The 23201-nt window shown below is 69.8% G+C and carries 20 protein-coding genes; 12 read left to right on the plus strand and 8 right to left on the minus strand.

Annotation, left to right across the window (positions count from 1 at the left end):
* Window positions 1–135: 135 nt before the first annotated feature.
* The gene (locus NR810_RS47900; protein ID WP_257462526.1) at window positions 136–2964 is read right to left on the minus strand and encodes a TonB-dependent receptor; all 2829 of its coding nucleotides are present in this window, start codon (window positions 2962–2964) and stop codon (window positions 136–138) included.
* Window positions 2965–2988: 24 nt separating this feature from the next.
* Window positions 2989–4059 (minus strand): hypothetical protein, encoded by a 1071-nt coding sequence (locus NR810_RS47905; RefSeq protein WP_257462527.1) that lies wholly within the window; start codon window positions 4057–4059, stop codon window positions 2989–2991.
* Between the two features lie 498 nt (window positions 4060–4557).
* On the opposite strand from NR810_RS47905, the gene NR810_RS47910 reads away from it, so the two are divergent.
* On the plus strand, window positions 4558–5172 hold the full coding sequence (locus NR810_RS47910) for a glutathione S-transferase family protein (RefSeq protein ID WP_257462528.1): 615 nt from the start codon (window positions 4558–4560) through the stop codon (window positions 5170–5172).
* A gap of 67 nt (window positions 5173–5239) precedes the next feature.
* On the opposite strand, the gene NR810_RS47915 is transcribed toward NR810_RS47910, so the two are convergent.
* On the minus strand, window positions 5240–5845 hold the full coding sequence (locus tag NR810_RS47915) for a hypothetical protein (protein ID WP_257462529.1): 606 nt from the start codon (window positions 5843–5845) through the stop codon (window positions 5240–5242).
* A gap of 202 nt (window positions 5846–6047) precedes the next feature.
* Here NR810_RS47915 and NR810_RS47920 point away from each other — a divergent pair, with 202 nt between their 5' ends.
* Together NR810_RS47920 and NR810_RS47925 are read left to right on the plus strand one after the other, a co-directional pair.
* A complete protein-coding gene (locus NR810_RS47920) occupies window positions 6048–7334 on the plus strand; it encodes a LamB/YcsF family protein (RefSeq protein WP_257462531.1) in 1287 nt (428 codons plus the stop codon).
* A gap of 1 nt (window position 7335) precedes the next feature.
* Window positions 7336–8190: a 5-oxoprolinase subunit C family protein gene (locus NR810_RS47925; RefSeq protein ID WP_257462532.1), complete on the plus strand. Its 855-nt coding sequence runs from the start codon at window positions 7336–7338 to the stop codon at window positions 8188–8190.
* A 3-nt stretch (window positions 8191–8193) separates the two neighbouring features.
* On the opposite strand, the gene NR810_RS47930 is transcribed toward NR810_RS47925, so the two are convergent.
* Window positions 8194–8613 (minus strand): hypothetical protein, encoded by a 420-nt coding sequence (locus NR810_RS47930; RefSeq protein WP_257462534.1) that lies wholly within the window; start codon window positions 8611–8613, stop codon window positions 8194–8196.
* Between the two features lie 147 nt (window positions 8614–8760).
* Between NR810_RS47930 and NR810_RS47935 the strand changes: the two genes are divergently transcribed.
* Window positions 8761–9309, plus strand: coding sequence for a GNAT family N-acetyltransferase (locus NR810_RS47935; protein WP_257462535.1), 549 nt, complete (start codon window positions 8761–8763; stop codon window positions 9307–9309).
* Complete coding sequence (locus NR810_RS47940) at window positions 9306–10199, plus strand: ROK family protein (protein WP_257462536.1); 894 nt, start codon at window positions 9306–9308, stop codon at window positions 10197–10199. The genes NR810_RS47935 and NR810_RS47940 overlap by 4 nt, the downstream gene beginning before the upstream one ends.
* A 21-nt stretch (window positions 10200–10220) precedes the next feature.
* Here NR810_RS47940 and NR810_RS47945 read toward each other — a convergent pair whose 3' ends face one another.
* Complete coding sequence (locus NR810_RS47945; RefSeq protein WP_257462537.1) at window positions 10221–11333, minus strand: ABC transporter substrate-binding protein; 1113 nt, start codon at window positions 11331–11333, stop codon at window positions 10221–10223.
* A gap of 233 nt (window positions 11334–11566) precedes the next feature.
* Here NR810_RS47945 and NR810_RS47950 point away from each other — a divergent pair, with 233 nt between their 5' ends.
* Complete coding sequence (locus NR810_RS47950; RefSeq protein ID WP_257462539.1) at window positions 11567–12784, plus strand: GAF domain-containing sensor histidine kinase; 1218 nt, start codon at window positions 11567–11569, stop codon at window positions 12782–12784.
* Window positions 12785–12830: 46 nt separating this feature from the next.
* Here the strand turns inward: NR810_RS47950 and tkt are convergent, their stop codons facing one another.
* The gene (gene tkt, locus NR810_RS47955) at window positions 12831–14885 is read right to left on the minus strand and encodes a transketolase (protein ID WP_257462540.1); all 2055 of its coding nucleotides are present in this window, start codon (window positions 14883–14885) and stop codon (window positions 12831–12833) included.
* 184 nt (window positions 14886–15069) lie between these two features.
* On the opposite strand from tkt, the gene NR810_RS47960 reads away from it, so the two are divergent.
* Both NR810_RS47960 and NR810_RS47965 read left to right on the plus strand, forming a co-directional pair.
* On the plus strand, window positions 15070–15669 hold the full coding sequence (locus NR810_RS47960; RefSeq protein ID WP_257462541.1) for a hypothetical protein: 600 nt from the start codon (window positions 15070–15072) through the stop codon (window positions 15667–15669).
* 237 nt (window positions 15670–15906) lie between these two features.
* Complete coding sequence (locus tag NR810_RS47965; protein ID WP_257462542.1) at window positions 15907–16410, plus strand: hypothetical protein; 504 nt, start codon at window positions 15907–15909, stop codon at window positions 16408–16410.
* A gap of 6 nt (window positions 16411–16416) precedes the next feature.
* Here the strand turns inward: NR810_RS47965 and NR810_RS47970 are convergent, their stop codons facing one another.
* A complete protein-coding gene (locus NR810_RS47970) occupies window positions 16417–18129 on the minus strand; it encodes an MASE1 domain-containing protein (protein WP_257462543.1) in 1713 nt (570 codons plus the stop codon).
* Window positions 18130–18239: 110 nt separating this feature from the next.
* Here NR810_RS47970 and NR810_RS47975 point away from each other — a divergent pair, with 110 nt between their 5' ends.
* From NR810_RS47975 to NR810_RS47990, 4 genes are all read left to right on the plus strand, one after another.
* On the plus strand, window positions 18240–18881 hold the full coding sequence (locus NR810_RS47975) for a hypothetical protein (protein WP_257462545.1): 642 nt from the start codon (window positions 18240–18242) through the stop codon (window positions 18879–18881).
* Window positions 18882–18898: 17 nt separating this feature from the next.
* A complete protein-coding gene (locus NR810_RS47980; protein WP_257462546.1) occupies window positions 18899–20074 on the plus strand; it encodes a serine hydrolase domain-containing protein in 1176 nt (391 codons plus the stop codon).
* Entirely contained in the window at window positions 20071–20388 is a 318-nt protein-coding gene (locus tag NR810_RS47985) for a hypothetical protein (protein WP_257462547.1), read from the plus strand. The genes NR810_RS47980 and NR810_RS47985 overlap by 4 nt, the downstream gene beginning before the upstream one ends.
* Window positions 20389–20592: 204 nt before the next feature.
* Window positions 20593–21105 carry a hypothetical protein gene (locus NR810_RS47990; RefSeq protein WP_257462548.1) on the plus strand — a complete coding sequence of 171 codons (513 nt, stop codon included), beginning with the start codon at window positions 20593–20595 and terminating at the stop codon, window positions 21103–21105.
* An 18-nt stretch (window positions 21106–21123) separates the two neighbouring features.
* Here the strand turns inward: NR810_RS47990 and NR810_RS47995 are convergent, their stop codons facing one another.
* Window positions 21124–22938 (minus strand): sigma 54-interacting transcriptional regulator, encoded by a 1815-nt coding sequence (locus NR810_RS47995; RefSeq protein ID WP_257462549.1) that lies wholly within the window; start codon window positions 22936–22938, stop codon window positions 21124–21126.
* Window positions 22939–23201: the final 263 nt, after the last annotated feature.

The raw sequence follows: 23201 nt of genomic DNA on the forward strand, positions 1-23201 counted from the left end.
GTCAGCTGTCAGGCGCTTGCCGGCCCGCCCAGGGGCCACGAATGCGAACGCCCCCTCCCCGGAGGCCGGGGAAGGGGCGTCTGTCACACCGCGAGGCGACCCGCTACGTCCGGGCCGCCGGGCGGAGGGCGGTGGCTAGTACTGGTAGCGCACGCCCAGCTGCACGCGCAGCGGCTGCTGACGCGCGGACGCGAGGCCGAAGTTGTTCGGGTTGCTCAGGCCGTCGTCGCGGCGCACGTTGGTGGCGGTCGCCGTGTTGAACAGGTTGAAGCCGTCCACCATGAGGCTGATCTTCTGGCCGGTCAGCTCCGAGAAGTCGTAGGAGGCGCGGGCGTTGACCGTCAGGAGGTCCGGCAGACGGAACTCGGTGATCAGCTTCGGGTCGTTGCCAGCGCCCGGCGTGGTGCCCACGGGGGAGCGCAGCATGTAGCCGCTGACGGCATCGTCGGCGGAGTTGTAGCGCTTGGCCAGCGGCGTGCCCGTGGAGAAGTTGATGCTGGGACCGATGCTGAAGCCCTTCCAGGTGTAGGAACCCGTGAACTTGAGCTGGTGCCGCGTGTCACCCAGCGCGTAACCCGTGAAGAACTGCCTCTGCCGCGGGTTGTTGTACTGGCTGATGCCGGTGCCCAGCTGACCCATCGACTCGTTGCCCGGACCGTAGCGGAAGGACAGCGTGTAGGCCGCGTAGAACTCGATCTCCGGCGTGGGGCGGCCGTCCACGATGAGGTCGACGCTCTGGTACTTGATCCAGTTGTCGTCCGGACGGGTGAACTTGTAGACCGTGCCCTTGCTCTCGTCCCGGTAGCCGATGACGCGCGTGCCGGTCGGATCCCACATCACGTTGGTCTCGACCGCGTCCCAGATGTTCTGCAGGTGCTTGTAGGTGTACTCGACGCCGATGCTGGTGCCCTTGAGCACCTGACGGCGCAAGCTCAGCAGGATTTCATCCGAGTGCGGCGCGGTGTGGTTGTGCGGATCCACCAGGGTGCCGCCAGGACCACCCGTCTCGTACGCCTTGGCGAACTTCTTCGAGGTGGCGTTGTACTGGTAGGTGGTGGAGATCGGACCGGACGAGGAGTTGGCCGCCGAGAGCAGCGACAGCGTCTCGTTGGAGCGACCGTAGAAGGCCGAGAAGACGGTCTTCTGGTCACGCGTCACGTCGACCGCCGCGCCGATGCGGGGACCGAAGCCGGCCAGCTGCGACACGATGCGGTTGTCCGCGTCCTTGGTCACGCCGTAGTCGAAGCGCAGACCGGGCAGGATGGTGAGCCAGTCGGTCGGCTTGTAGCGGTCCTGCACGTAGAAGCCGAGGCCCAGACCCTGCTCGACGGTCGTGAAGTCCGGGGTCTCCGTGTACTGGTAGCAGCCACCGGAGAACGTTCCGTCGCCGTTGTCGACGCACAGACCGGCCGCACCCGCACCACCGTTGCGGTCGCTGAAGGTCCTGCCGCCGGGGATGGCGAAGGAGTAGTCGCGGCGCACCATGCGGCCCTGGAAGCCGGCCTCGGCCTCGTGACGCTGGCCGAAGATGGTGGCGCGCTTGGTGACGGAGAGGTCCGCCATCGCGGTGTAGCGGGCGTCAACCGTGTGGTCGGAGTCGTTGTACCAGTAGCTGCCGTCGTCCCGGTTGTAGTGCTGAGACCGGTTGGGATCGTACGTCAGGGTCGGGTCGTTGTAGGCGTTGCGGATGGCCTCCAGGTCGATGTTGCCCAGCTGCGCCTGGGGACCGGACTCGATGGTGTTGTTCTGCGCACCCACCTGGGCCTTGTAGGTGATGTCATCCGTGGGGAAGTACTCCCAGATGAGGGTACCGAAGGCACCACCCTGCTTCTGCAGGCGGCTGGCGAACGGCGTGTACGCGTTCGCCGCCGAGCCGTTGTTGTCCGCGTAGCTGATGGTGGCGGGGTCGGTCGAGGCGGACAGGGTGAGGCGGCTGCGCGAGCCGGGGGCGAACGTCAGCTTACCGCGCAGGTAGTGGCCGATGAACTCGCGGTTGGGGGCCTGGATGTTGAGCGGCGGGCCCGACGGCACGGAGGCCTGGTTGTTGGTGTACTGGTAGGAGAGGTTGAACCAGAGCTTCTCCTTGAGGATGGGGCCGCTGACGTTGATGTTGCCCTGGGCGCCCTGGGTCGGCGGGCGGACCGTCGGGTCGAACGGACGGAAACCCTCGTACAGGTTGGAGCCGTACTGCGCCGGCGCCGCCAGCTTGTAGTGGTTGCCGTAGAACGACGCGTCGACGTGGAACTCATCCGAACCGCCGTTCGTGATGAGGTTGATGACGCCGCCCATCGCGTTGTACTTCGCCTCCATACCGCCGGTGAGGACGGCGAAGGAGCCGATGGAGTCGAAGTTGATGTTGGCGGAGAACGTGTTCGTCACCGGATCGGTGATGTCCATGCCGTCCACCAGGTAGCGGTTCATGATGGAGTTGGCGCCGCGCACGTCCGGGTTGGCACCACCGCTCACGCCCGCGACCTGCTGGGCCACGTTCTGGTAGCTGCGGCCCGAGGCCACCTTGGACTGACCGGACGAGGAGAGCACCGTACCGGACTGGGTGGTGTCGGGACGGGTCGGGGGAGCCTCGTACTCGACGACGATGGTCTCCTCGGCGGCCGACTCCACGTTCCACTGGAGGTTCAGCGGGCTCGTCTCGCCCTGGCGCACCGTGAGCTTGCGCTTGAGGGGCTTGACGCCCTCCATGCTGAACTCGACGGTGTACTCACCGGGGGGGAGGTTGGCGAGCTCGAAGTAACCGTCATTGGCGGTGGCGATCTCCTTGGAGCCGCCGATGAGGGCCGGCGAGGAGATGGTCACCTTGACGCCCGGAAGGGCCGCCTTGGTGCCGGCCTCGAGCAGCTTGCCGTTGATACGGCCGTTCAGCTCACCGGCCGCGAACGCCGTGCCCGGACCGGTGATGGCGAGGGCAAGGGCGAGGGACAACCACTTCTGATTCTTGAATTTCATGTTCTTTTCTCTCCCGCGCTCTCGTTACTCGGCCTGGTTCTCGGCCTGGAGGCAGTAGACGTAGGTGCCAGCGCCGGTCACGGCCTTGATGGTGCCGGCGTAGTCCCTTTCGATCTCTGCCGTGCTCGTGGGCAGCGTCGTCGCCGCGCCCGGGTCATACGTGTAGACCTTGCACACCGGCGAGTAGCCGGGCTGGCCGCGCGCGGCCTCCAGCACGTCGAAGCCCGAACCCACGGTCTTCGAGACCGGGTAGTACAGCTTCTGGGTCGCGATGCTCACGGTCTCGACGCCCTTGTCGTCGGTCGTCGAGCGGGTGGGCACCTGGCCGCCATCGATGTAGGCCAGCAGGTACTGGTTGTACCAACCCCACTTCTGGACGCCGATGCCGGTCAGCGGGAGCGGCTCCTCGTCCTCGGTGATCAGATCCTCGGCGTGGTAGACGGCCGCGCCCGGGTCGATGATGGCATAGGCGTGGTAGGTGCTGTCGGGGATGCCGACCATCTTGCCGTTGACGGGGGCGGTGAGCGGCACCGTCACCTCACGGCTGGCCACCACGGCCTCCTCGCTCTTGAGCTTCTGGCAGTCCACGCCGTTGGACGTCACCTGCACCTTCGAGACGATGGGCACGTAGGAGTACGTCGGCGTGGCGCCCAGGGCGTACGTGGCGGTGGGCAGCCGGGTGAAGACAACGCCCTGCTCGCCCATGTTGATGCCGTCGCGCTCGAGGTCGAACGTGTAGCCGGCGGGGGCCTTGCACGAGTCGAACACGTAGGCGCTGGGGGTCGCTATGCCCGCCTTGGCGCCCGTGCGCAGCGTGAGCGCGCCCGCGAGGCCCGAGGCCGAGCGCTGCGTGGTCGGGAGCTGGAAGAGGAAGTACTCCACGCGCTGCTCACCGGCCGAGGCCAACTTGGCCTGGAAGGTGCCAAGGCCCGCGATCTGCCGGTTACCGTCGACACCCAGGTAGTCGGCCGGGAAGTTCGTGACATCGATCGGGCCGGCGTTGAACTCCTTACCGCTCCACCGATCGTACACATTGCACCCGCTCAGGCCCATCAGGGCGAGCGAGAGCGGTAGCACCATCCGCTGCACTCTCATCAACAGCCTCCACTGCGAGTTGACGGCAGGAGCGCGCATATCGACCCGTGCCCGTCCCATCGCGAGCTTTCCGTATGGCTTCGGGTTTCTTGGATTCTCGAACCGGCCCCCACTGCATCCGGTCCTCGAGCCCACGCTCCCAGGATTCTGAGAGCGCGTTGATGAATTGATACAAGACGGTCATCGCCCTGTAAAGTCACGTGCCCGACGGACCCGGGGAGGTTGGGAATATTGACCCCCTTGACGGCAGCAGTCGGGACACCGGGTGAAGGACGACCCCGTGCCTTCTTCCCTCTGAGGAAGGGGGGGAGGGGCCTACGTGGAGTGAGGGAGAGGAAGCTCCGCGGCCCTCGTCCTCCGCGCATAAGCGCTGGGAATGGTGGGGGCTCGGACCTTCAGGAAACGTGGGTCCAACGACGCAGGGACACGGACCCGGACGATCTGGCATAGGGGCACGCCGCCCGTTTTCGCGGCTCCCTACCCCAGAGGAGTAGCACCATGAAGCTCCATGAGCACCCGATGTCCAGCGCCGCCTTCAAGGTCCGCGCTGTCGTCCACGAACTCGGCCTGCCCGTCACGTTCGTCACCGTCGACATGATGAAGGGCGAGCACAAGACGCCCGCCTTCCTCGCCATGAACCCCAACGGCAAGGTCCCCACCCTCGAGGACGACGGCTTCTATCTCTGGGAGTCCAACGCCATCCTCTGTTACCTGGCCGCCAGGAAGCCCGAGAGCGGGCTGCTGCCCACCGACGCGCGCGGCATGGCCCAGGTCCAGCAGTGGCTGCAGTGGCACGCCACCACCTTCGCCCCCTCCACCGGCGAGGTGATGGCCGAGACCCTCTACGCGAAGTTCATGGGTCGCGCGAAGGACGAGGCGAAGTACGCCGCCGGCATGGAGAAGGTCCGCCGGGACCTCGGCGTGCTGGAGAAGGCGCTCGCCGGCAAGGAGTACCTCTGCGGCAAGCTCACCATCGCCGACTTCTCCCTCGTCTCCACCCTGCTCCTGCGCGCCCCCATGGGCGTCGACCTCGAGGCCTTCCCCCACGTGAAGGCCTGGGTCGCGCGCATGGAGGCCCGCGAGAGCGTCCGCAAGTCCCTGCCTCCCCTGTAGTGGCGGGACACGGGGTGGGGTTCGGAATGACCCTCACCCCGACCCTCTCCCAGGGGGAGAGGGAGTGCTAGTAGCGGCGGTTGCGCCGGTCCTCGCGCAGCTCCTGCCGGTCCTCGCGCAGCTCCTGCTTGTTCTGCCGCATCTCCTGCCGGCCCAGGTCGATGAGCTGGGTGATGAGCGTGCGCGTGCGGTTCAGGTCCGAGGGCCTCCGGCTGCCCACCAACGTGGACAGCTCCCGGGCGATGCTCATGCGCGCCGACAGCGAGTTCTTCTCCACGCGCACGTCCCGGATGTCGTCCCGCCGGTCGCGGCGGTCATCCGCGTACTCTCCCCGTCCCTGCCACCGGTCCGAGCGCGCCTCCCGGGTCTCCCGCCGCACCTCGGCCTTGTCCGCCGCCAGCTCGTTCCGGCTCTCGTCCAGCTCCGCCCTCACCAGGTCGCGCAGACGCCTCTCCACGTCGCGCATGTCGCCCTCGTCCCTGCGCGCATAGGCCCGGTCGAAGCGCTCCAACACGTTCTCCAACTCGGCCACGTCACGCCGGTCATCGCGAATCTCGCGCTTGTCCTGGCGCACTTCCCGGCGGTCCTGCTCGCGCTCGTTGTGCCACCCCTGCGCGTGCGCGCCTCCGGCGAAGAGGAGGGAGGCGACCAGGGCGGAAGAGAGTCGGTTCATGCGGTTCATCGTGGAAGTCCTCGGAAGTTTCAATCACGTCTTCGTGAACACCGCTTCTGACGGACCTTCGCGGGCTTTATTTCAACCCCCAGCACATCCTCCCGGTATTCCCTCACTCGGAGTCACAGGGCTCCATCGTCGGAGCGTCGCGCCCGCCTGGATGGCTGCACGGGGAGGAGCGCTCGGCTAGCGTGGGGCGTCCATGGCCCCATGCCTCCTCAACATCGACCTGGGCGAGCTGCCCGACGAGGACGAGCGGCTCTACACCTACGCGCAGGTGGCGAACATCGCCTGTGGCGGGCACGCGGGAGACGAGCGCACCATGCGCCGGGCGCTCGCGGCGTGCGCGCGCCATGGGACGCGGGCCGGAGCGCACCCCTCCTTCGAGGACCGTGAGCACTTCGGGCGGCGGGAGCTGGTGGTGGCCCCCGAGGTGTTGCGCGCCCAGGTGGCCGCCCAGTGCGCCGAGCTGGCGATGCTGGCCTCGGAGGTGGGTGTGCCCGTGCGCTACGCCAAGCCGCACGGTGCCCTGTACCACGCGGCCAACAAGGACCCCGCGCTCGCCCGCGCGGTGGTGGACGGCATCGTCGGGTCGCTGGGCCCGGGTGTCACCTTCATCGGCCCGGGCTCGGGTGCGCTGCGCGAGGCGGCCCGGGCGGTGGGGCTGGCCTACGCGCGCGAGGGCTTCGCGGACCGGGGCACGCTGCCGGATGGCTCGTTGATTCCACGCGGGCAGCCGGGCGCGGTGCTGAGCGACCCCGCGCTGGCGCGGGAGAACGCGCTGCGCCTGGTCCTGGGGGGCACGGTGGACACGCTGTGCGTGCACGGGGACTCGCCGGGCGCGGTGGCGATGGCGCGCGAGGTGCGCGAGGTGCTGGACGTGCTCTCCCTGCGCACCGAGCCGCTCGGAGAGGGCGCGCTGCGGCTCGCGCTGCCCGCGCGGCTGGAGCGGCGCGCGGTGCTGGAGGCGCTCAAGGCCCAGCCCGGGGTGGTGGACGTGGTGGTGGGCGAGGCGCATGCCTGCATGTACTTCGACCCCTCGGCCCCGCCCGAGGACCCGCGGCGCGTGCTGGGCCGGCTGACCACGGCTCCGGCGTTGGTGGAGGAGCGGCCACTCGTCACCGTGCGCGTGCGCTACGACGGACCGGACCTGGAGAGGGTGGCCGAGAGCGTGGGCCTGTCGGTGGACGACGTGGCGCTGCTGCACGCCTCGCGCGAGTACACGGTGCGCAGCGTGGGCTTCCTCCCGGGCTTCGCCTACCTGGGCGAGGTGGATGCGCGCATCGCCGTGCCCCGGCTCTCCACGCCGAGGACGCGCGTGCCGGCGCTCGCGGTGGGGCTCGCCGGGCAGCGCACCGGCATCTACCCGTTCGCCTCGCCGGGCGGGTGGAACCTCATCGCCACCGCCGTGGACTTCACCGCCTTCCGGCCCGACTCCGGCGCGCTGCTGGGACTCGGGGACCGGGTGCTCTTCGAGCGGGTGGACTGACATGGACGCAACGTGGGAGGTGCTCGACGTCGGTGGGGCGGTGCTGGTGCAGGACGGAGGACGCGCGGGCCTCATGCACCAGGGGGTGCCACCCGGTGGCGCGCTGGTGCCCGAGTGGCTGGCCGCGGCCAACCGCGCGGTGGGCAACGCGTGGAGCGCGGCGGCCCTGGAGTGTTTTGGGCGGCTGGAGCTGCGGCTGCGCGGGCGGAGCGCGTGGGTGTCCGTGGACGGCCGGGCCTTCCAGGTGGAGGAGGGCGGGCGCGTCTCGGTGCCGGCGCCCGACGCGGCGGTGGTGCGCTACGTGGCCGTGGAGGGCGGGCTCGCCTTGCCCGAGGTGCTCGGCGGGCGGGGCACGCTGCCGGTGGCGCGGTTCGGCGGTCTCGAGGGCCGCATGCTGAAGCGTGGGGACGTGCTGCCACTCGGCACCGGAGGTGGTGCCCGCGTGGAGGCCGGCACGGCGCTGTCGCTGGAGTCGGACGTGCGCGTGGTGCTCGGGCCGGACCTGGGCTTCTTCGGCGCGGGCACGGCGGAGGTGCTGCTGGAGAGCACCTTCACCGTGTCCGACTTGAGCGACCGCGTGGGCATGCGGCTGCACGGGCCGAAGCTGCCGCAGGCCGATGTGGGCTCGGGGCTGTCCGGACCCATGGTGCGCGGCGCCATCCAGGTGCCGTCCTCCGGAGAGGCCATCGTGCTCGGGCCGGACCATCCCACCATGGGCGGCTATCCGGTGCTCGCGGTGGTCATCCGCGCGGACTGGGGCGCTCTGGCCGCCCGCAGGCCAGGGGCCCCGGTGCGGTTCCGCGCGGTGGACCTGGACGAGGCGCGCGACATCTGGAGCCGGCGCACGCCCCTCTAGCGGCTACTGCCGCGGCTGCGACGCGCCGTCGTCCGGGTTCGCGGTCTCGTCATTGATGGGCTGCGGCGACTGGGTGCCCGGGTTGTTCGGCTCCTCGCCGGTCTCGTTGCTCAGGTCGCGCTCCTCGCCCAGGGGGCCCGGCTCGAGACCCGGGTTGCCCGAGGGAGAATGGGTGCCGCCCTCGTGCACGCCCGGCTCCCTCTCGCGCGTGCCCTCGTCGGGCAGCGGCGTGACGTCCTGGCCGCGCTCCGGGTTGTCATAGCCCGAGCCACCGGTGTCGGTGTCGGGCGGCGGGGGGGGCGTCTGATTCGGGGCGGTGGTGGTGTCCGTGCCGGTGGTAGCCCCCTGGTCCGTCTTGCACGCGGTACCGAATGCCACCGCGCCCGCCAGGAGCCCCGTCAGCAGAAGCTTCGTCTTCGTCATGGCCTTCCCCCTTGTCTCGTGTGTGCCGCTGTTGCCGGAAGCTGAGGCGCGTTTCCGTTCCGCGCAGCCGAGGCTCGCCGGGCAGGTTGCTCGGCGGCTCGTCGACTTGCCTGCCCTCCGGCCTTCCGGGCGTTACAGTGCCGCCCCATGACGCCCCCCGATTTCCGCCTGGTCCCCGCCCTGCCCGAGCACGTGGACGTGTGGATGGCGATGCGCGAGGAGCCCGTCTCGCGCGCGCTGATGCCGCTGGAGCCGGCCTCGCGCGAGTCGCTGCTGAAGCGCCTCCAGGAGTCGACCAGTGACCTGTCCGACCCCAAGGCCACGAGCTTCCGGTGGATGGTGGAGCTCGACGGGCGCATCATCGGCACGGTGGCCGCGCGGGAGCTGTCGCGCTTCCAGGGGCGGGTGGAGATCGGCTACATGCTCTCGAGCGCGTACCACCGCCGGGGCATCGGCACGCGGGCGGTGGCGAGGGTGCTGGAGCGCCTCTTCGGCGAGTGGCCCTTCCTGCACCGCGTCTGGCTCACCACGGCGGCGGACAACCTGGCCTCGCAGGGCGTGGCGCGGAAGCTCGGCTTCTCGCTGGAGGGCGTGATGCGCGAGCACTACTTCATTGACGGCAAGCGCAAGGACCAGCAGGTGTGGGGGTTGTTGCGGTCCGAGTGGGAGCAGGTCTCGAGCAGGAGGGTGATGTGACGGCACTGTGGGGTGGCATCGAAGCGGGGGGGACGAAGTTCGTGTGCGCGGTGGGGACGGGCCCGGACGACATCCGGGCCCAGGTGCGCATCCCCACCACGACGCCCGAGGCGACGATCGGTCAGGCCCTGGCGTTCTTCCAGGAGCAGACGCGTGAGCGGGGTCCACTGGCGGCCCTGGGCATCGCGTCCTTCGGCCCGGTGGATCTCCACCCGGGCTCACCGACGTACGGCTTCATCACCTCCACGCCCAAGCCGGGCTGGAGGAACGCGGATGTGGCCGGTCCGTTCCGGCGGGCCCTGAACATCCCGGTCGGCTTCGACACCGACGTGAATGGCGCGGCCCTCGGAGAGAACCGCTGGGGCGCGGCCCAGGGGCTCGACACGTTCATCTACCTGACGATCGGCACCGGCATCGGCGGGGGCGGGCCGAGTAACGGCCGGTTGATGCGCGGCCTCCTTCATCCGGAGATGGGGCACATCCGCCTGCCGCACGACTCCCGGGCGGATCCCTTCCCCGGGGGCTGTCCCTTCCATGGCGACTGCTTCGAGGGGCTGGCGTCCGGTCCGGCCCTGGAGAAGCGCTGGGGCCAGCGCGCCGAGTCCCTGCCGGAGGATCATCCCGCCTGGGCACTCGAGGCGCACTACATCGCGCTCGCGCTGATGAGCTACATCTGCACGCTCTCACCCCAGCGCATCATCATCGGCGGAGGGGTGATGGCGCAGCGGCACCTCTTCCCGCTGGTGCGCGCCGAGGTGGTGAGATTGCTCAACGGCTACATCCAATCTCCCGCCATCCTCGAGCACATCGACACGTACATCGTCCCGCCCGGCCTGGGGGATCGCGCCGGGGTGCTGGGCGCCCTCGCCCTGGCCCTCGAGACCCGGTAGGAGGGCGCCCCGCGGGGCGCCTCAGGGCGTGAGCTGCGCCGAGGCGCAGGCGCTCGCGTAGGTGCCCTCGCAGATCTGCGCGGCCGTCCAGAAGCCGTCGGCGACGACGGTGCTCTTCACGTTGTCCTTGGTGACGACCTGCGCGGGCAGGAGGATGGAGGGCACGTCCTTGGTGCCGTTGTTCACCTTGCCGTTCACCCGGCCGGGGGGCAGGGGGTTGCCGCGCGCCAGCGCCACGGCGACCTCGGCGGCGATCTCCCCCTCGGCCTTGATGGCCTTGTAGACGGTCATGAACTGCTCACCCGCGAGGATGCGCTGGATGGCGGCCAGCTCGGCGTCCTGCCCGGTGACGGGCGGGAGCGGCGACACACCGGCGGCCTTCATCGCCGCGATGGCTCCACCCGCCGTGCCGTCGTTGGCCGCGTACACGCCGGCGATCTTGTCCTTGCCCAGCGTGGTGATGGCTTGCTCCATCTGCTGCTGGGCCTTGTCCGGGCTCCAGTCCGGCGTGTCGTACTCGGCGCCCACCTTCAGCTCGGAGCCATCGAACACGGCATGCGCGCCCGCCTTGAAGAGCTTCGCGTTGTTGTCGGTGGGCGAGCCGTTGATGATGACGATGGTGCCGTTGCCCTTGCCGTCCGCCTTGAGCTTGTCGAGCAGCGCCTGGGCCTGGAGCCGGCCCACCTTCTCGTTGTCGAAGGAGATGTAGTAGTCCACGTCCGCGTTGAGGATGAGGCGCTCGTAGCTGAGGACGGGCACCTTGGACTGCCGGGCGCGCGTCACGATGGCGGCCGCCGAGGCCGAGTCCACCGGATCCAACACCAGCACCTTGGCCCCGTTGGTCAGCGCCGCCTCGGCCTGGTTCTGCTGCTTCGAGGCGTCCTGATCGGCGTTGCTGTAGAGGATCTCGCAGTCCGCGCACAGCTCCTTCACCTTGCGCTCGAAGTGCGGACGGTCATGGGTCTCGTAGCGCGCGGTCTTCGACTCCGGCAGCAGCAGGGCGATCTTCAAGCCCGGGGCCGGGGCCGCCGTGCCTCCCTTGGCCTCCGTGCTGTCACGCTTGCAGGCGGGTGCGAGGAACATCAACGCGGCGAGCACTCCCACGGTGCGAATACGGCGAGACGTCGAATGCATGTCCACCCGTCCTTGCTGAGCGAAGGTCCCCTCATGGGACCGGCTGCATCCTGATGTCCTGTGCGGAGCCGCAACAAGTTTCCCGTCATGTAGCCGGGCGGACATTCCCGTTCCCGCCAGCCTGCTCTGCACCTGGGCTGTGATTTTCGGCTTCCGCGTGCGCGTTGAATGCCCTGGACGCGATAGAACGGGGGCTCTGGGTCTCCGTCGCTCACGCCCCCTGCTTGCTCATCATGGCCCGTTCCATCGAATCCGACGTCGCGGCGGTCTCTCGCCTGGAAGCCGTCCCCACCATCCTGCGGGTCGTCACCGAGACGACGGGCCTTCGCTTCTCGGTCGTCGCACGTGTCACCCAGGGCACCTGGACGGCGTGTGCGGTGCACGATGAGATCGCCTTTGGCCTGAAGGCCGGCGACCACCTCGATGTCGCGACCACGCTGTGCAGCGAGGTCCGCGACTCCTACACCCCCATCGTCATCAACCACGCCAGCCAGGATCCTCATTACTGCACCCATCGGACTCCGAAGCTGTACGGCTTCGAGAGCTACATCGCGGTGCCCATCTTCCTGAAGAATGGTGAGTATTTCGGGAACGTCTGCGCGCTCGATCCGCTGCCCGCGAAGCTCGAGGAACCGAAGGTCGTGGCGATGATGAAGCTCTTCGCCGACCTCATCGCGCTTCAGCTCGACGCGGAGCAGCGGCAGGAGGCGACCCGTGAGCAGTTGCTGAACGAGCAGCAGACCTCGGAGCTGCGCGAGCAGTTCATCGCCGTGCTCGGCCATGACCTCCGCAACCCACTCTCCTCGGTGCTCATGGGGGCGGACACGCTGTTGCGTGCCCAGCTGGCCGAGCGGGAATCCAGGATCGTCCGGCGGATCCGCGAGAGCAGCCGGCGCATGTCGAGGCTCGTCGACGACGTCATGGACTTCGCCCGGGCGAAGCTGGGAGGGGGAATCAGCCTCTCGATGGCACCCGTGGATGACCTGGCGGTCTCACTCAGGCACATCGTCTCGGAGCTGGAGAGCGCGCACCCCGAGCGCATCATCCGGTTCGCCGCCGACGAGTGCACGGGGGTCCTCTGCGACCGTGAGCGCGTGGGCCAGCTGCTCTCGAACCTGGTGGCGAACGCGCTCGAACACGGCGAGTCCGGCGAGCCCGTGGACGTCCAGTTGCGGCGCACGGCGGACAGCGTGGTGCTGACGGTCACCAACCGCGGCGCACCCATTCCTCCCGAGACGATTCCGCTGCTCTTCCGGCCCTACCGCAGGGGGCCCGCCGGTCATCCGCGCACCGGCCTCGGGCTCGGGCTGTACATCGTGTCGGAGATCGCCAGGGCCCATGGCGGGACGATCGATGTGGCCTCGTCGAGGGAGCAGGGGACTGCCTTCACGTTCACCCTGAAGTCGAGCGCGCGGAGCGAACCCGAGCCGCGCAAGCTCAACGCCTCCTGACGAGGCCGGCCCCCTCCCCAGGTGGGAGAGGGCGCCCGGACGGCGGCTACTTCTTCGCCTGCTCCATCACCTCGCGGGCCACCTTCACCACGTTCTCCGCGGTGAAGCCGAACTTCTGCTGCAGGGCCTTGAGGGGCGCGGACGCACCGAAGCTGCGCATGCCCACCACCGCGCCGCGCAGCCCCACCCAGCGCTCCCAGCCGAACGTCGCCGCCTTCTCCACCGCCACGCGCGCCCGCACCGACGACGGCAGCACCTGCTCGCGGTACGCCTCGTCCTGCCGCTCGAACAGCTCCCACGAGGGCATGCTCACCACGCGCGCCTTCACGCCCTCGCTCTTGAGCTGCTCGTACGCCTGCAGGCACAGCGACACCTCGCTGCCCGTGCCGATGAGGATGACGTCCGGCGTCCCCTCGCTGTCGATCAGCACGTAGGCGCCCTTCGCCAGCCCCGAGGCGGGTGCGTACTTCGTCCGGTCCAGCGTCGGCACGGCCTGCCGCGTCAGCACCAGCACCACCGGCTCGTGCCGCAGCGGGGCGATGACCTTCCAGGCCTCCGTCACCTCGTTGGCGTCCGCGGGCCGGATGACGATGACGCCGGGAATGGCGCGCAAGCTGGCCAGGTGCTCCACCGGCTGGTGCGTGGGGCCGTCCTCGCCCAGACCGATGGAGTCATGGGTGAAGATGTGGATGCTCGGCACCTCCATGATGGCGGAGAGGCGGATGGCGGGGCGTTCGTAGTCGCTGAAGATGAGGAAGGTGGCGCTGTAGGGCCGCACCTTGCACAGCGCCAGGCCATTGATGACGGAGCCCATGGCGTGCTCGCGCACACCGAAGTGGATGTTGCGCCCCGCGTGGTCCCCCGGCTTCATCGCCCCGGAGAAGGACAGGTACGTCTTGGTGGACGGGTTGAGGTCCGCCGAGCCACCCACCAGCCAGGGGTAGTTCTTCGCCAGCGCGTTGAGCACCTTGCCGCTCGTCTCGCGCGTGGCCGCGCCCTTGGCGTCCGCGGGGAACGTGGGCAGCTCCTTGTCCCAGCCCGCGGGCAGCTCGCGCCGCTGCATCCGCTGCAGCTGGTCCGCCAGCTCGGGGAACTGCTTCTGGTACTCGGCGAACTTCGCCTCCCACTCGGTGCGCAGCCGCTTGCCGCGCTCGCCCACGCGCTCGGCGAAGCGCTCGCGCACGCCGTCGGGCACGAGGAACTTCGCGTCCTCGGGCCAGCCGTACTTGCGCTTGGCGCCCTTGAGCTCCTCCTCCCCCAGCGGCTCGCCGTGGGCGCTGGCGCTGCCCTGCTTCTTGGGGGCGCCGTAGCCGATCTGGCTGCGCACGATGATGAGGGTGGGCAGGCCCCGGTCCTGCTTGAAGGTGGTGTAGGCCCGCGAGAGCGCGTCCAGGTCGTTGGCGTCCGCGACGTGGAGCACCCGCCAGCCGTAGGCCTCGAAGCGCTTGCCCACGTCCTCGGTGAAGGCCAGCTCGGTGCTGCCGTCGATGCTGATGTGGTTGCTGTCGTAGACCCAGCAGAGGTTGGGCAGCTTGAGGTGGCCGGCGAGGGAGGCGGCCTCGCTGGCCACGCCCTCCATCAGGTCGCCGTCACCGCAGATGGCCCAGACGTCGTAGTCGAAGAGCTCGAAGCCGGGGCGGTTGAAGTAGCTGGCGAGCCAGCGGGAGGCCATGGCCATGCCGACGGAGTTGGAGACGCCCTGGCCGAGGGGGCCGGTGGTGGTCTCCACGCCGCTGGTCCAGCGGTACTCGGGGTGGCCGGGGGTGGAGCTGTCCAGCTGGCGGAACTTCTTGATGTCGTCCAGGGACACGGCCACCTGGTCCTCGACGGAGTAGGTCGAGGTGACGCGGCGCACGCCGGTCAGGTGGAGCAGGGAGTAGAGCAGCATGGAGGCGTGCCCGTTGGAGAGCACGAAGCGGTCGCGGTTGGGCCAGACGGGGCTGGTGGGGTCGTAGCGCAGCTCCTGCTGCCAGAGCTGGTAGGCGACGGGGGCGAGCGCCATGGGCGCGCCCGGGTGGCCCGAGTGGGCCTGTTCCACCGCGTCCATGGAGAGGGTGCGGATGGTGTTGATGCAAAGCCAGTCGGTTGGATCGTGGATCATGTCTGGGATTCCTCAGTGCCGGGCGGGCCGAACCATGCCCCAAGAGGGGCGCGGGCGCCGCAGCATTCGGCATGGGATGAGCGGGGGTGGACGGTGGGGTGGAGTGGCCGGGTCGACAGAGCGGGGCCCGGAAGCCGCTGGTCGGACTGGCGGGAGGGCCCCATGGGTGGCATATGGTGCGCGCATGTCGATCGAAAAACCGTTGCTGGAGATGGTGCAGGCGGAGCTCCGGACCCGGCTGGGGCCCATGCACAAGGCCGTCGCGCGCATGGGAGAGCGGCTGGATGTCATCGAGGAGCTGTCGGACATCGTCCAGCGCCTGGCGCCGTTGGCCACGCGGATGCAGTCATTGCAGCTGGCGCTGCCGGGCATCGAGTTGCCGCCGGTGGGCCGGGGCCGGGGCGGAGGAAGGCCGCCGGCGCTGGTGCCGGCGCCCCGGGGCAAGGTAGCGGAGGTGGTGCCCGAGAAGAGGCGGGGCCGTCCGCCGGAGGCAGCGGGACGCCGGTGCGCGGTCATCGGGTGCAAGAGGCCGGCGCGCTCGAAGGGGTACTGCTCGGCGCACTACCAGAAGCTGAGGTTGCTGGTGAAGTCGAACCGGCGGCCGGACAGCTGGGTGGACGACGCGGCGCCGCAGTCGGTGCAGGAAGTGGTGCTGCCGAGGGGCCGGGCGGCGTCGAAGGCATTGGCGGAGGCGGCGCCGCAGAGGCCGGAGCCGCAGACGCCGCCGAAGCCGAAGGCGTGGGTGAGGAAGAAGGGCGGCCAGGAGCGAATCTCGCTGCACTGAGGAGGATCCGCCCCTCACCCAACGAACACCCCTCTCCCGCCGGGAGAGGGACGGGGTGAGGGTATCCCGGTCCCCGGGCTCGAGCCCGTGCCAATCCCCTCTCCCTCTGGGAGAGGGTCAGGGTGAGGGTCTGCCCGGGGACGACCGGAGGCCGCCTGCTGCGCGAGCGGGTTGGGCCGTGGACCCCTGCCCCTGGGAGTCGTTGACACACCGTGCCGGGAGTGATTTCCGGCGGGCATGAGCGATCAGTATCCGGTGACGGTGGCAGTGAAGCGCCCGGACGGGCGAGTGGAGCAGGTGCGAGTGGGGACGGCGACCCGAAACGGGGACGGGTTCACGCTGAAGCTGGGGGACATGACGATTGGAGGGACGCCGGACGCGGCGGCGGCGGCGCCAAGGCGGTCGGCCTCGTACGGTGGAGGAGGCGGCGGCGGTGGAGGTGGTGGAGGCTCGGCGGGGGAGGTCGCGGTGTTCCCCAACTACGGGCGGAGCAAGGGTGGACCCATCCGGGGCGCGAGCATGGGGGACCTGGAGTACTACGCGAACGGGGCGAGGCGCTCGCTGGGAGACCCGAGCAAGTCGCGGTGGCACGACCGGGAGCGGGCGTTGCTGGCGGCGATCGAGGCGGAGATCGCCCGGCAGCGAGGGGGCGAGTCCGGAGGGGGAGACGAGCCGCCACCGCACGGGGATGACGACTACAGCGGGGGTGGCAACGACGAGGACGGCGGCATTCCGTTCTAGGCGGACTCAGGCGGCCGAGGCGGTGCCCGGCGCCTGACCCAGGGGCAGGTGGACGATGAAGGTCGTCCCCTGGCCCACGGTGCTGCGCACCTCCAGGCAGCCGTGGTGGGCGTCCACGATGCGCCGGACGATGGCGAGGCCCAGGCCGGTGCCGGCGGCCTTGGTGGTGTAGAAGGGCTCGAACATGCGGGCCATCACCTCGGGGGTGATGCCCGGGCCGGTGTCGGTGATGGTGAGCGAGGCCATGGTGCGGCCGCCACACTGCTCGCGGCCGAGTTCCACGCGCAGCTCGCCGCCCTGGGGCATGGCCTGCAGGGCGTTGGTGAAGAGGTTGCTGAGGGCCAGGTGCAGCAGCTGCGGGTCCAGGAGCGTCTCGGGCAGCTGCGGATCCAACGAGCGCGCCACCCGCACCTGTCCGGCGCGGGGCTCCGAGCGCAGCGAGGACTCCAGGGCCCCTTCCACGACCGAGTCGAGCGACTGGGGGAAGAGGCGGGGCTCGATGGGCCGGGCGAAGTCCAGCAGTCCGGTGACGAGGTGGTCCAGCCGGGCGATCTCCTCGCTCATGACGCCGAGCAGCTCCCAGGCGGTGCCGTTCTCCTGGGGGGAAGCCAGGCGGGTGAGGGCGGCCACGGAGTTGGAGATGGCGGCCAGGGGGTTGCGCACCTCGTGGGCGATGCTGGCGGACAGCTCGCCGAGCGCGGCCATGCGCTCGCGGTGCACGAGGGCGCGCTGGGCGTGGGCCAGCTCCTCCAGGGACAGGTGCAGCTCGCGGTTGAGGTGGGTGGCCTTCTCCTGCGCGGCGCGGCGATCGCCGAGGGCGGCGGCCAGCAGCAGCCCCGAGACGGCCATGGCGGCCAGGAAGGTCTGGAGGAAGACGACGCTCCGGGTGGTGGAGTGGGGCGACACGTGCTCGGTGGCGAAGGGTCCGCTGCCCTCGAGGGTGTGCAGGATGGACAGTGCGGCGAGCACGGTGAGGGCGGCCGTGGTGCCCCGGACGTCGAAGCGCAGCGCGGCCCAGAGGATGAAGGGGAAGGCCAGGTAGGTGACGGGGTGGTAGTCGTTGGAGTCGAAGGGGGCCCAGGAGAAGACGAGCTGGACGGTGAGGGCCAGCAGCAGCAGCAGGGCCAGCAACTCGCCCTGGCGTGCGCGGCTCCAGCCCTCGAGCCCGCGCGTGGCCCAGGAGAGCAGCGCTGGCGCCATGAGCAGCACGCCCATGGCATCGCCCACCCAGAAGACCCACCACTGGCTCTTCCAGGCCGCCCACGGAATCTTCCCGAACGACGCCAGCAGGGGGACGTTCCAGGAGGCGCTGAGCAGGGTGCTCAGCAGGACGGAGACTCCCAGCAGCGAGAGCATGTCCCGCACCCGCTCCAGGGAAGGACGGAAGCCGACGTAGCGGCGCAGGACGAAGGCCCCGAGGAGCGCCTCCAGGAGGTTGCCGGTGGACAGGATGAAGGAAGAGAGGTGGGGCAGCCGCTCCGGGACATAGGCGAAGGGCTCCACGGCGATGCCCACCAGGACGAGCGCGGGCCAGAGGCGGAAGCGCGACAGCAGCAGGGCCGCGAGCGTCACACCACTGGCGGGCCACATGGCGGACACGTGCTCGTCCGGGGTGACGATGCTCATGCCCAGACGCACGCTGGCGTAGTGCGCGAGCGCGAACAGCCCCAGCTTCGCGAGTGGATGCCAGCGTTGGAGGATGTGCTTGGGCTCAGGCACGCAGGGGCGGTCCGCGCTGGGGCTTTCACGCTGACATGAAGGAAGGGGGGACGCAAACACCCCCACCCCCCGGAGGGAGGGGGCCGTTGTCGATGATATGACAGAGGGCCATGTTCTCCCTGCGAGCGGATGGATGGCGGGCGTGTCCTGGCGCGGCCCTGGCCCTGGCTCTCGTGCTGTGCGTGGTGCCCGTGACGTCGCGAGCGGCGCCGGAGTCGGCGCGGTTGCTGCCGGAGCAGCCGGCGATGATGGTGGACGACCCGGTGAAGTGGATGGCGCTGGAGCTGGCGACGGGGGCGGGCGCGGCGGTGGTGTCGGTGCCGGCGACGCTGGCGCTGAGCGCGTGGGTGGGCTCGCTGTCGAGCAACCTGGTGCTGGCGGCCGCTCCGGCGATGCTGCTGCTGGTGGCGCTGCCACCGCTGGCGGTGGCGGGGGCGCAGTGGTTCGTCGGCAACCTGTTGCAGCCGGGCAGCGTGCGCCTGAGCCCAGCGGTATGGGTGGCGCTCGGGGTGCACGTGCTGGCGGTGACGGGCGCGGTGCTGCTGGGGGCCACGGTGCACGACCTGGGCAACGCGGCGCTCTTCACGTTGGTGGAGGCGGTGCTGCTGCCCTCGGCGGTGACGCTGACGATGCGCGCGACGTCTCCGGCCCCGCCGCCCTCCGGCCCGCGAGCCCCCGAGCCGCCGCGCTCCGTGGTGGAGGCCACGGCCTCGCGCGCGCTGGTGGTGCCCCTGGTGCGTCACACGTTCTGAATTCCCCCCGAGCTCCCATGCATCGACTCCACACCCACGACAAGTTCTGGCTGCCCGCGCTGGTGGCCCTGGCGCTGTCTTCCGCGTTGCCCGCGCGGGCGGCCGAGTGTCCCACGCGTTCCTCGTGGCCCACGGAGGGCTGGCCCGATGGCCGGTCCGAGGTGGCCTCGGTGAGGGCTGCGCGAATCCAGGCGCTGGAGGAGTACGCCTTCACGCTCCAGGGCAGGGACGAGGAGCGCAAGGGCGTGCGCACGGACGGGTTGCTCCTCATCCACAAGGGACGGGTGGTGTACGAGCGCTACGGACGCGGCTTCGACGCGAGCAAGAGGCACCTGGCCTGGTCGGTGTCGAAGAGCTTCATCAGCGCGCTCACGGGCATCGCGGTGGCACGGGGCTCGGTGAAGCTGGACGACTCCATCTGCGAGTACGTGAAGGCGAGGCGGGAGGAGAGCTGCGCCATCACGGTGCGCAACCTGCTGGAGTTCGCCTCGGGGCTGGACTGGCGGGAGGACTACGAGAACGGCGGCACCCACCAGACGTCCTCGGTGCTGGCGATGCTGTACGGCGAGGGCCGCCAGGACATGGTGTCCTTCATCACCGGGCACGCGCTGAGCGACAAGCCGGGCACCTCGTGGAGGTACTCGTCCGGGGACGCGACGCTGCTCAGTGGGGTGCTGGACGCGGCGCTGCGGCCCTCGCTGGGCAAGGACTGGGCGTGGACGCTGCTGCTCGACGTGCTGGGGATGAAGAGCGCCGCCTGGGAGCGGGATGGCAAGGGCGTGGTGGTGGGCTCCTCGTACCTGCATGCCACGCCGCGCGACCTGGCGAAGCTGGGCTTCCTCTACCTCAATGACGGGTGCTGGGAAGGTGGGCGGGTGCTGCCCGAGAACTGGGTGACGGAGTCCACACAGGTCTCCGGGCCCATCCACCTGAAGTCCTACGAGCGCGGCTCCGATGACGTGCAGGGCTGGCAGTGGTGGCTCAACCGTCCCATTCCCGGCGTACAGAAGGAGCTGCCCTGGCCGAGCGCGCCCGAGGGCACCTACGTGGCACGCGGGCACTGGGGCCAGTCCATCACCGTCATTCCCTCGAAGGATCTGCTCGTGGTGCGGACCGCGGATGACCGGGATGGGAGCTTCTCGCTGGACACGCTGCTGAAGCTGTCGCTCGCGGTGGTGGAGGACCTGCCATGAAGACCTGGAGCCGGGTGGCGGGGCTGCTCGCGTGCGCCGTGGTCCTCTCCTGCGGGAGGGGCGACACGGTGGAGCGTCCCTACGACAACAATGACCTGCAGCTCGTCACCTCGTACACGGCGAAGGACTTCTGCTCGTGCGTCTTCGTGATGGAGATGAGCGAGGAGTACTGCCGGCGCTGGACGAAGGCGAGCCCCGCGGTGGCCACGGTGCACGTGGACTACGAGGAGCGCACGGTGCGGACGGCCGCGGCGCTGCTGTGGGGCGGGAAGGCCCGCTTCGTCAGCGAGCGCGATGGCTGCGTGCTGGAGTAGTGCCCGCCTCCGAGCTTGGGGGGAAGGAGCGGAGCAGCGTGCCGCGGGCAAGTGGACGCGTGCTGGAAACTCCACGGGTGCCCGCCAGGCAGGCGTTCGTGGAGCTTCCGCGCACCGCTTCTCTTCCGGATCGTTCTGGTGCGCCCAACTTCTCTCCCCCGAGGGCAACGAAGGGTTGTCCCGAATACAAGGGAGGGTGTGTTCATGTCGATCCGATTGATCTCCTGGAGTGTCCTCGTCGTCAGTGTTGCTCTGGCTGGTACGGCCTGTAGCCCCACCGCGGAGGCCCAACAGGCGGCTGCGGCGTCCGAGGGAGAGTTCTGCGGTGGCATCGCCGCCATCCGGTGCGCGGAGGGTCTCTCCTGCGTGGACGATCCGAATGATGGCTGTGACCCGAATCAGGGGGGCCGTGACTGTGGCGGCATCTGTGTCGCGCAGACCGAGCAGCAGCTCTCCTGCGGGAAGGGGCACGGCTACGACTACGTCTCTCGAGATCCCGCGGAGTGCGCCGCCATCCTCTTCCAATGCCCCGAGGGCTCCGAGGTGTTCTTCAACGACTGCGGCTGCGGCTGCAAGACCACCTGCGATGACAAGGATCCGGACCGGACCTACGTCTCGCGGGACCCCGAGCAGTGCGCGGTGATCCGCTACACCTGCCAGCCGGATCAGCAGGCGTTCTCCGATGCCTGCGGCTGTGGCTGCGAGCCCGCGCCGTAACGCGTCTCGTCCTGGCCCTCAGGAGTCCTTGCTGATGAGCCCGTGCCGCCGTACCCGGCGGCCGAGCGTCACCGGATCCATCTCCAGCGCGGCGGCCGCGCGCCGCACCACGCCTCCGTTGCGCTCCAGGGCCTCGCGGATGATCTCCTTCTCCAACTGCTCCAGCCGCTCCTTCAGCGAGCCCGAGCCACTCGCGTGCACCTGCTGCCGCGAGGCGCCCCGCGCGCCCGCCACCAGGTTCGGAGGCAGGTGGCGCCGTGTCACCCACTCCTCGCCCGTGGACAGCAGCACGGCGCGCTCCATGCAGTTGCGCAGCTCGCGCACGTTGCCCGGCCACTTCGCCGACATCAGTATCTGCTCGGCCTCCTCCGACAGCCCGCTGGCCGCGCGCCTCAACGTGCGGTTGAAGTGGGCCAGGAAGTGGCGCGCCAGGTCCAGGATGTCCTCGGGGCGCTCGCGCAGCGGGGGCAGGTCGATGGTGAAGCTGTTGAGCCGGTAGAAGAGGTCGCTGCGGAAGCGGCCCTCGCGCACCTCCTCGGACAGGTCCCTGTTGCTGGCGGCGATGATGCGCACGTCCACCCGGCGCACCTGGGTGCTTCCCACCGGCCGCACGTCCCCGCTCTCCAGCACCCGCAGCAGCTTGGACTGGAGGTTGGGGGTGGTGTTTTCAATCTCGTCCAGGAAGATGGTGCCCCCATCCGCGAGCACGAAGAGCCCCGGGTGGTCCACCACGGCGCCGGTGAAGGCGCCCTTCACGTGGCCGAAGAGCTCGCTCTCGAGCAGCGTCTCGGTGAGGGCGCCGCAGTCCTGCACCACCAGCGGCAGGTCGCTCCGCCCGCTCAACCGGTGGATGATGCGCGCGAGCACCTCCTTGCCCGTGCCCGTCTCGCCCTGCAGCAGCACGGCCACCCGGTGGGGCGCGGCCACGCGCACCATCTCCACCACCTCGCGCATGGCGGGGCTGCGGAAGCCGGGCTCCTCGGTCACGTCCGCCTGGGGGGAGAGCCGCGGGGCCTCTCGCGCGCGCTCGCGCAGCAGGTTGCGCTCCAGCTCCAGCGCGGCCCGCCGCTGCTCCGTGCGCATCCCCAGCTCGCGGCTCGCCTGGAGCACCGCCTGTCTCAGCGCGAGCGGCTCCAGCGGCGGGGTGAGCGCCCTGAAGATCTTCCCCTGGTTGAACAGCTCCACCAGCCGCGTGGGCACCGCGGGCGCGCAATAGAGGATGCGGGGCGACAGGTCGCTCGCGGGCCCCGCCCCGGTGGGGTCCGCCTCCGAGCGCTTCAATGCCAGCCGCTCCACCAGGGCCACCGCCCGCGCCTCGTCCCGCCCGCACACCATGATCGCGCTGATGTCCCCGCGTCCCAGCAACAGGTCCACGTCCTCGGGCGAGCTCGCGAAGCGCAGGCGCACGTGGCCCTCCAGCGCCTCGCGCAGGCTCCGCATCTGCGCCTCCTCCGGGAACACCACCGCCACGTACAGCTGGTGGTCCAACAGGTAGCGCTTGAGCGTCACCCCGTCCGAGCCCTCGAAGGACTGGAAGCTGATGCCCAGCGCCGTCACCGCGCTCTCTTCCCGCTCCAGCGGATCATGCCGCCAGCGCACCACGCCCCGCCCGCGGATGCGCGCGCGCGAGTCCGGCAGCGTGAAGGCCATCTCCAACTCCTCGCCCTCGCGCGGCCCCTCCGTGGGCCCCTTCGGGGTGGCGATCAGCCCGATACCCGTCTCGCTGATGTTCACCGCCCAGCACCCGTGAAGGGCGGGCTGGGTCACCACCTGCACGTACAGGGGCTTGCGTTCGCTTCGGAGGGGGATGGGGTTTTCGCTCGTGGCCGTCATCTCTGATGCGCTCCCGCGTCAACGGTGAAGCCAGGGCGGAATTCCAGAGAAATCAAGAGAAGGGATTTTCGTCCAGAGGGGGGCGACCGCGGGCGAGGGTGCTGGCTCGGGGGGCGTCAGGGCGCCCTGCTTCATTTTCGAAGCACCTCCTTCGCTGATGAAGGAGGGGAGGCGATTCGCGCCATTGCGTACAGATACAGCCATTGTATGCGCGGGTGGAGGAGGGACCCGCGAGCGGGGCGATAGCAGTGTGCGGGAGCGCG

The organism is Archangium lipolyticum, from assembly GCF_024623785.1.
Classification (GTDB): domain Bacteria; phylum Myxococcota; class Myxococcia; order Myxococcales; family Myxococcaceae; genus Archangium; species Archangium lipolyticum.

Bases quoted from the DNA above. Each gene is read 5' to 3' on its own strand.
- NR810_RS47935 (WP_257462535.1), top strand. From the start codon at position 8,761: ATGACGCCCCCCGATTTCCGCCTGGTCCCCGCCCTGCCCGAGCACGTG.
- NR810_RS47905 (WP_257462527.1), bottom strand. From the start codon at position 4,059: ATGAGAGTGCAGCGGATGGTGCTACCGCTCTCGCTCGCCCTGATGGGC.
- NR810_RS47995 (WP_257462549.1), bottom strand. From the start codon at position 22,938: ATGACGGCCACGAGCGAAAACCCCATCCCCCTCCGAAGCGAACGCAAG.
- NR810_RS47915 (WP_257462529.1), bottom strand. From the start codon at position 5,845: ATGAACCGACTCTCTTCCGCCCTGGTCGCCTCCCTCCTCTTCGCCGGA.
- NR810_RS47960 (WP_257462541.1), top strand. From the start codon at position 15,070: ATGTCGATCGAAAAACCGTTGCTGGAGATGGTGCAGGCGGAGCTCCGG.
- NR810_RS47900 (WP_257462526.1), bottom strand. From the start codon at position 2,964: ATGAAATTCAAGAATCAGAAGTGGTTGTCCCTCGCCCTTGCCCTCGCC.
- tkt (WP_257462540.1), bottom strand. From the start codon at position 14,885: ATGATCCACGATCCAACCGACTGGCTTTGCATCAACACCATCCGCACC.
- NR810_RS47990 (WP_257462548.1), top strand. From the start codon at position 20,593: ATGTCGATCCGATTGATCTCCTGGAGTGTCCTCGTCGTCAGTGTTGCT.
- NR810_RS47925 (WP_257462532.1), top strand. From the start codon at position 7,336: ATGGACGCAACGTGGGAGGTGCTCGACGTCGGTGGGGCGGTGCTGGTG.
- NR810_RS47945 (WP_257462537.1), bottom strand. From the start codon at position 11,333: ATGCATTCGACGTCTCGCCGTATTCGCACCGTGGGAGTGCTCGCCGCG.
- NR810_RS47910 (WP_257462528.1), top strand. From the start codon at position 4,558: ATGAAGCTCCATGAGCACCCGATGTCCAGCGCCGCCTTCAAGGTCCGC.
- NR810_RS47950 (WP_257462539.1), top strand. From the start codon at position 11,567: ATGGCCCGTTCCATCGAATCCGACGTCGCGGCGGTCTCTCGCCTGGAA.
- NR810_RS47920 (WP_257462531.1), top strand. From the start codon at position 6,048: ATGGCCCCATGCCTCCTCAACATCGACCTGGGCGAGCTGCCCGACGAG.
- NR810_RS47985 (WP_257462547.1), top strand. From the start codon at position 20,071: ATGAAGACCTGGAGCCGGGTGGCGGGGCTGCTCGCGTGCGCCGTGGTC.
- NR810_RS47930 (WP_257462534.1), bottom strand. From the start codon at position 8,613: ATGACGAAGACGAAGCTTCTGCTGACGGGGCTCCTGGCGGGCGCGGTG.
- NR810_RS47975 (WP_257462545.1), top strand. From the start codon at position 18,240: ATGTTCTCCCTGCGAGCGGATGGATGGCGGGCGTGTCCTGGCGCGGCC.
- NR810_RS47965 (WP_257462542.1), top strand. From the start codon at position 15,907: ATGAGCGATCAGTATCCGGTGACGGTGGCAGTGAAGCGCCCGGACGGG.
- NR810_RS47980 (WP_257462546.1), top strand. From the start codon at position 18,899: ATGCATCGACTCCACACCCACGACAAGTTCTGGCTGCCCGCGCTGGTG.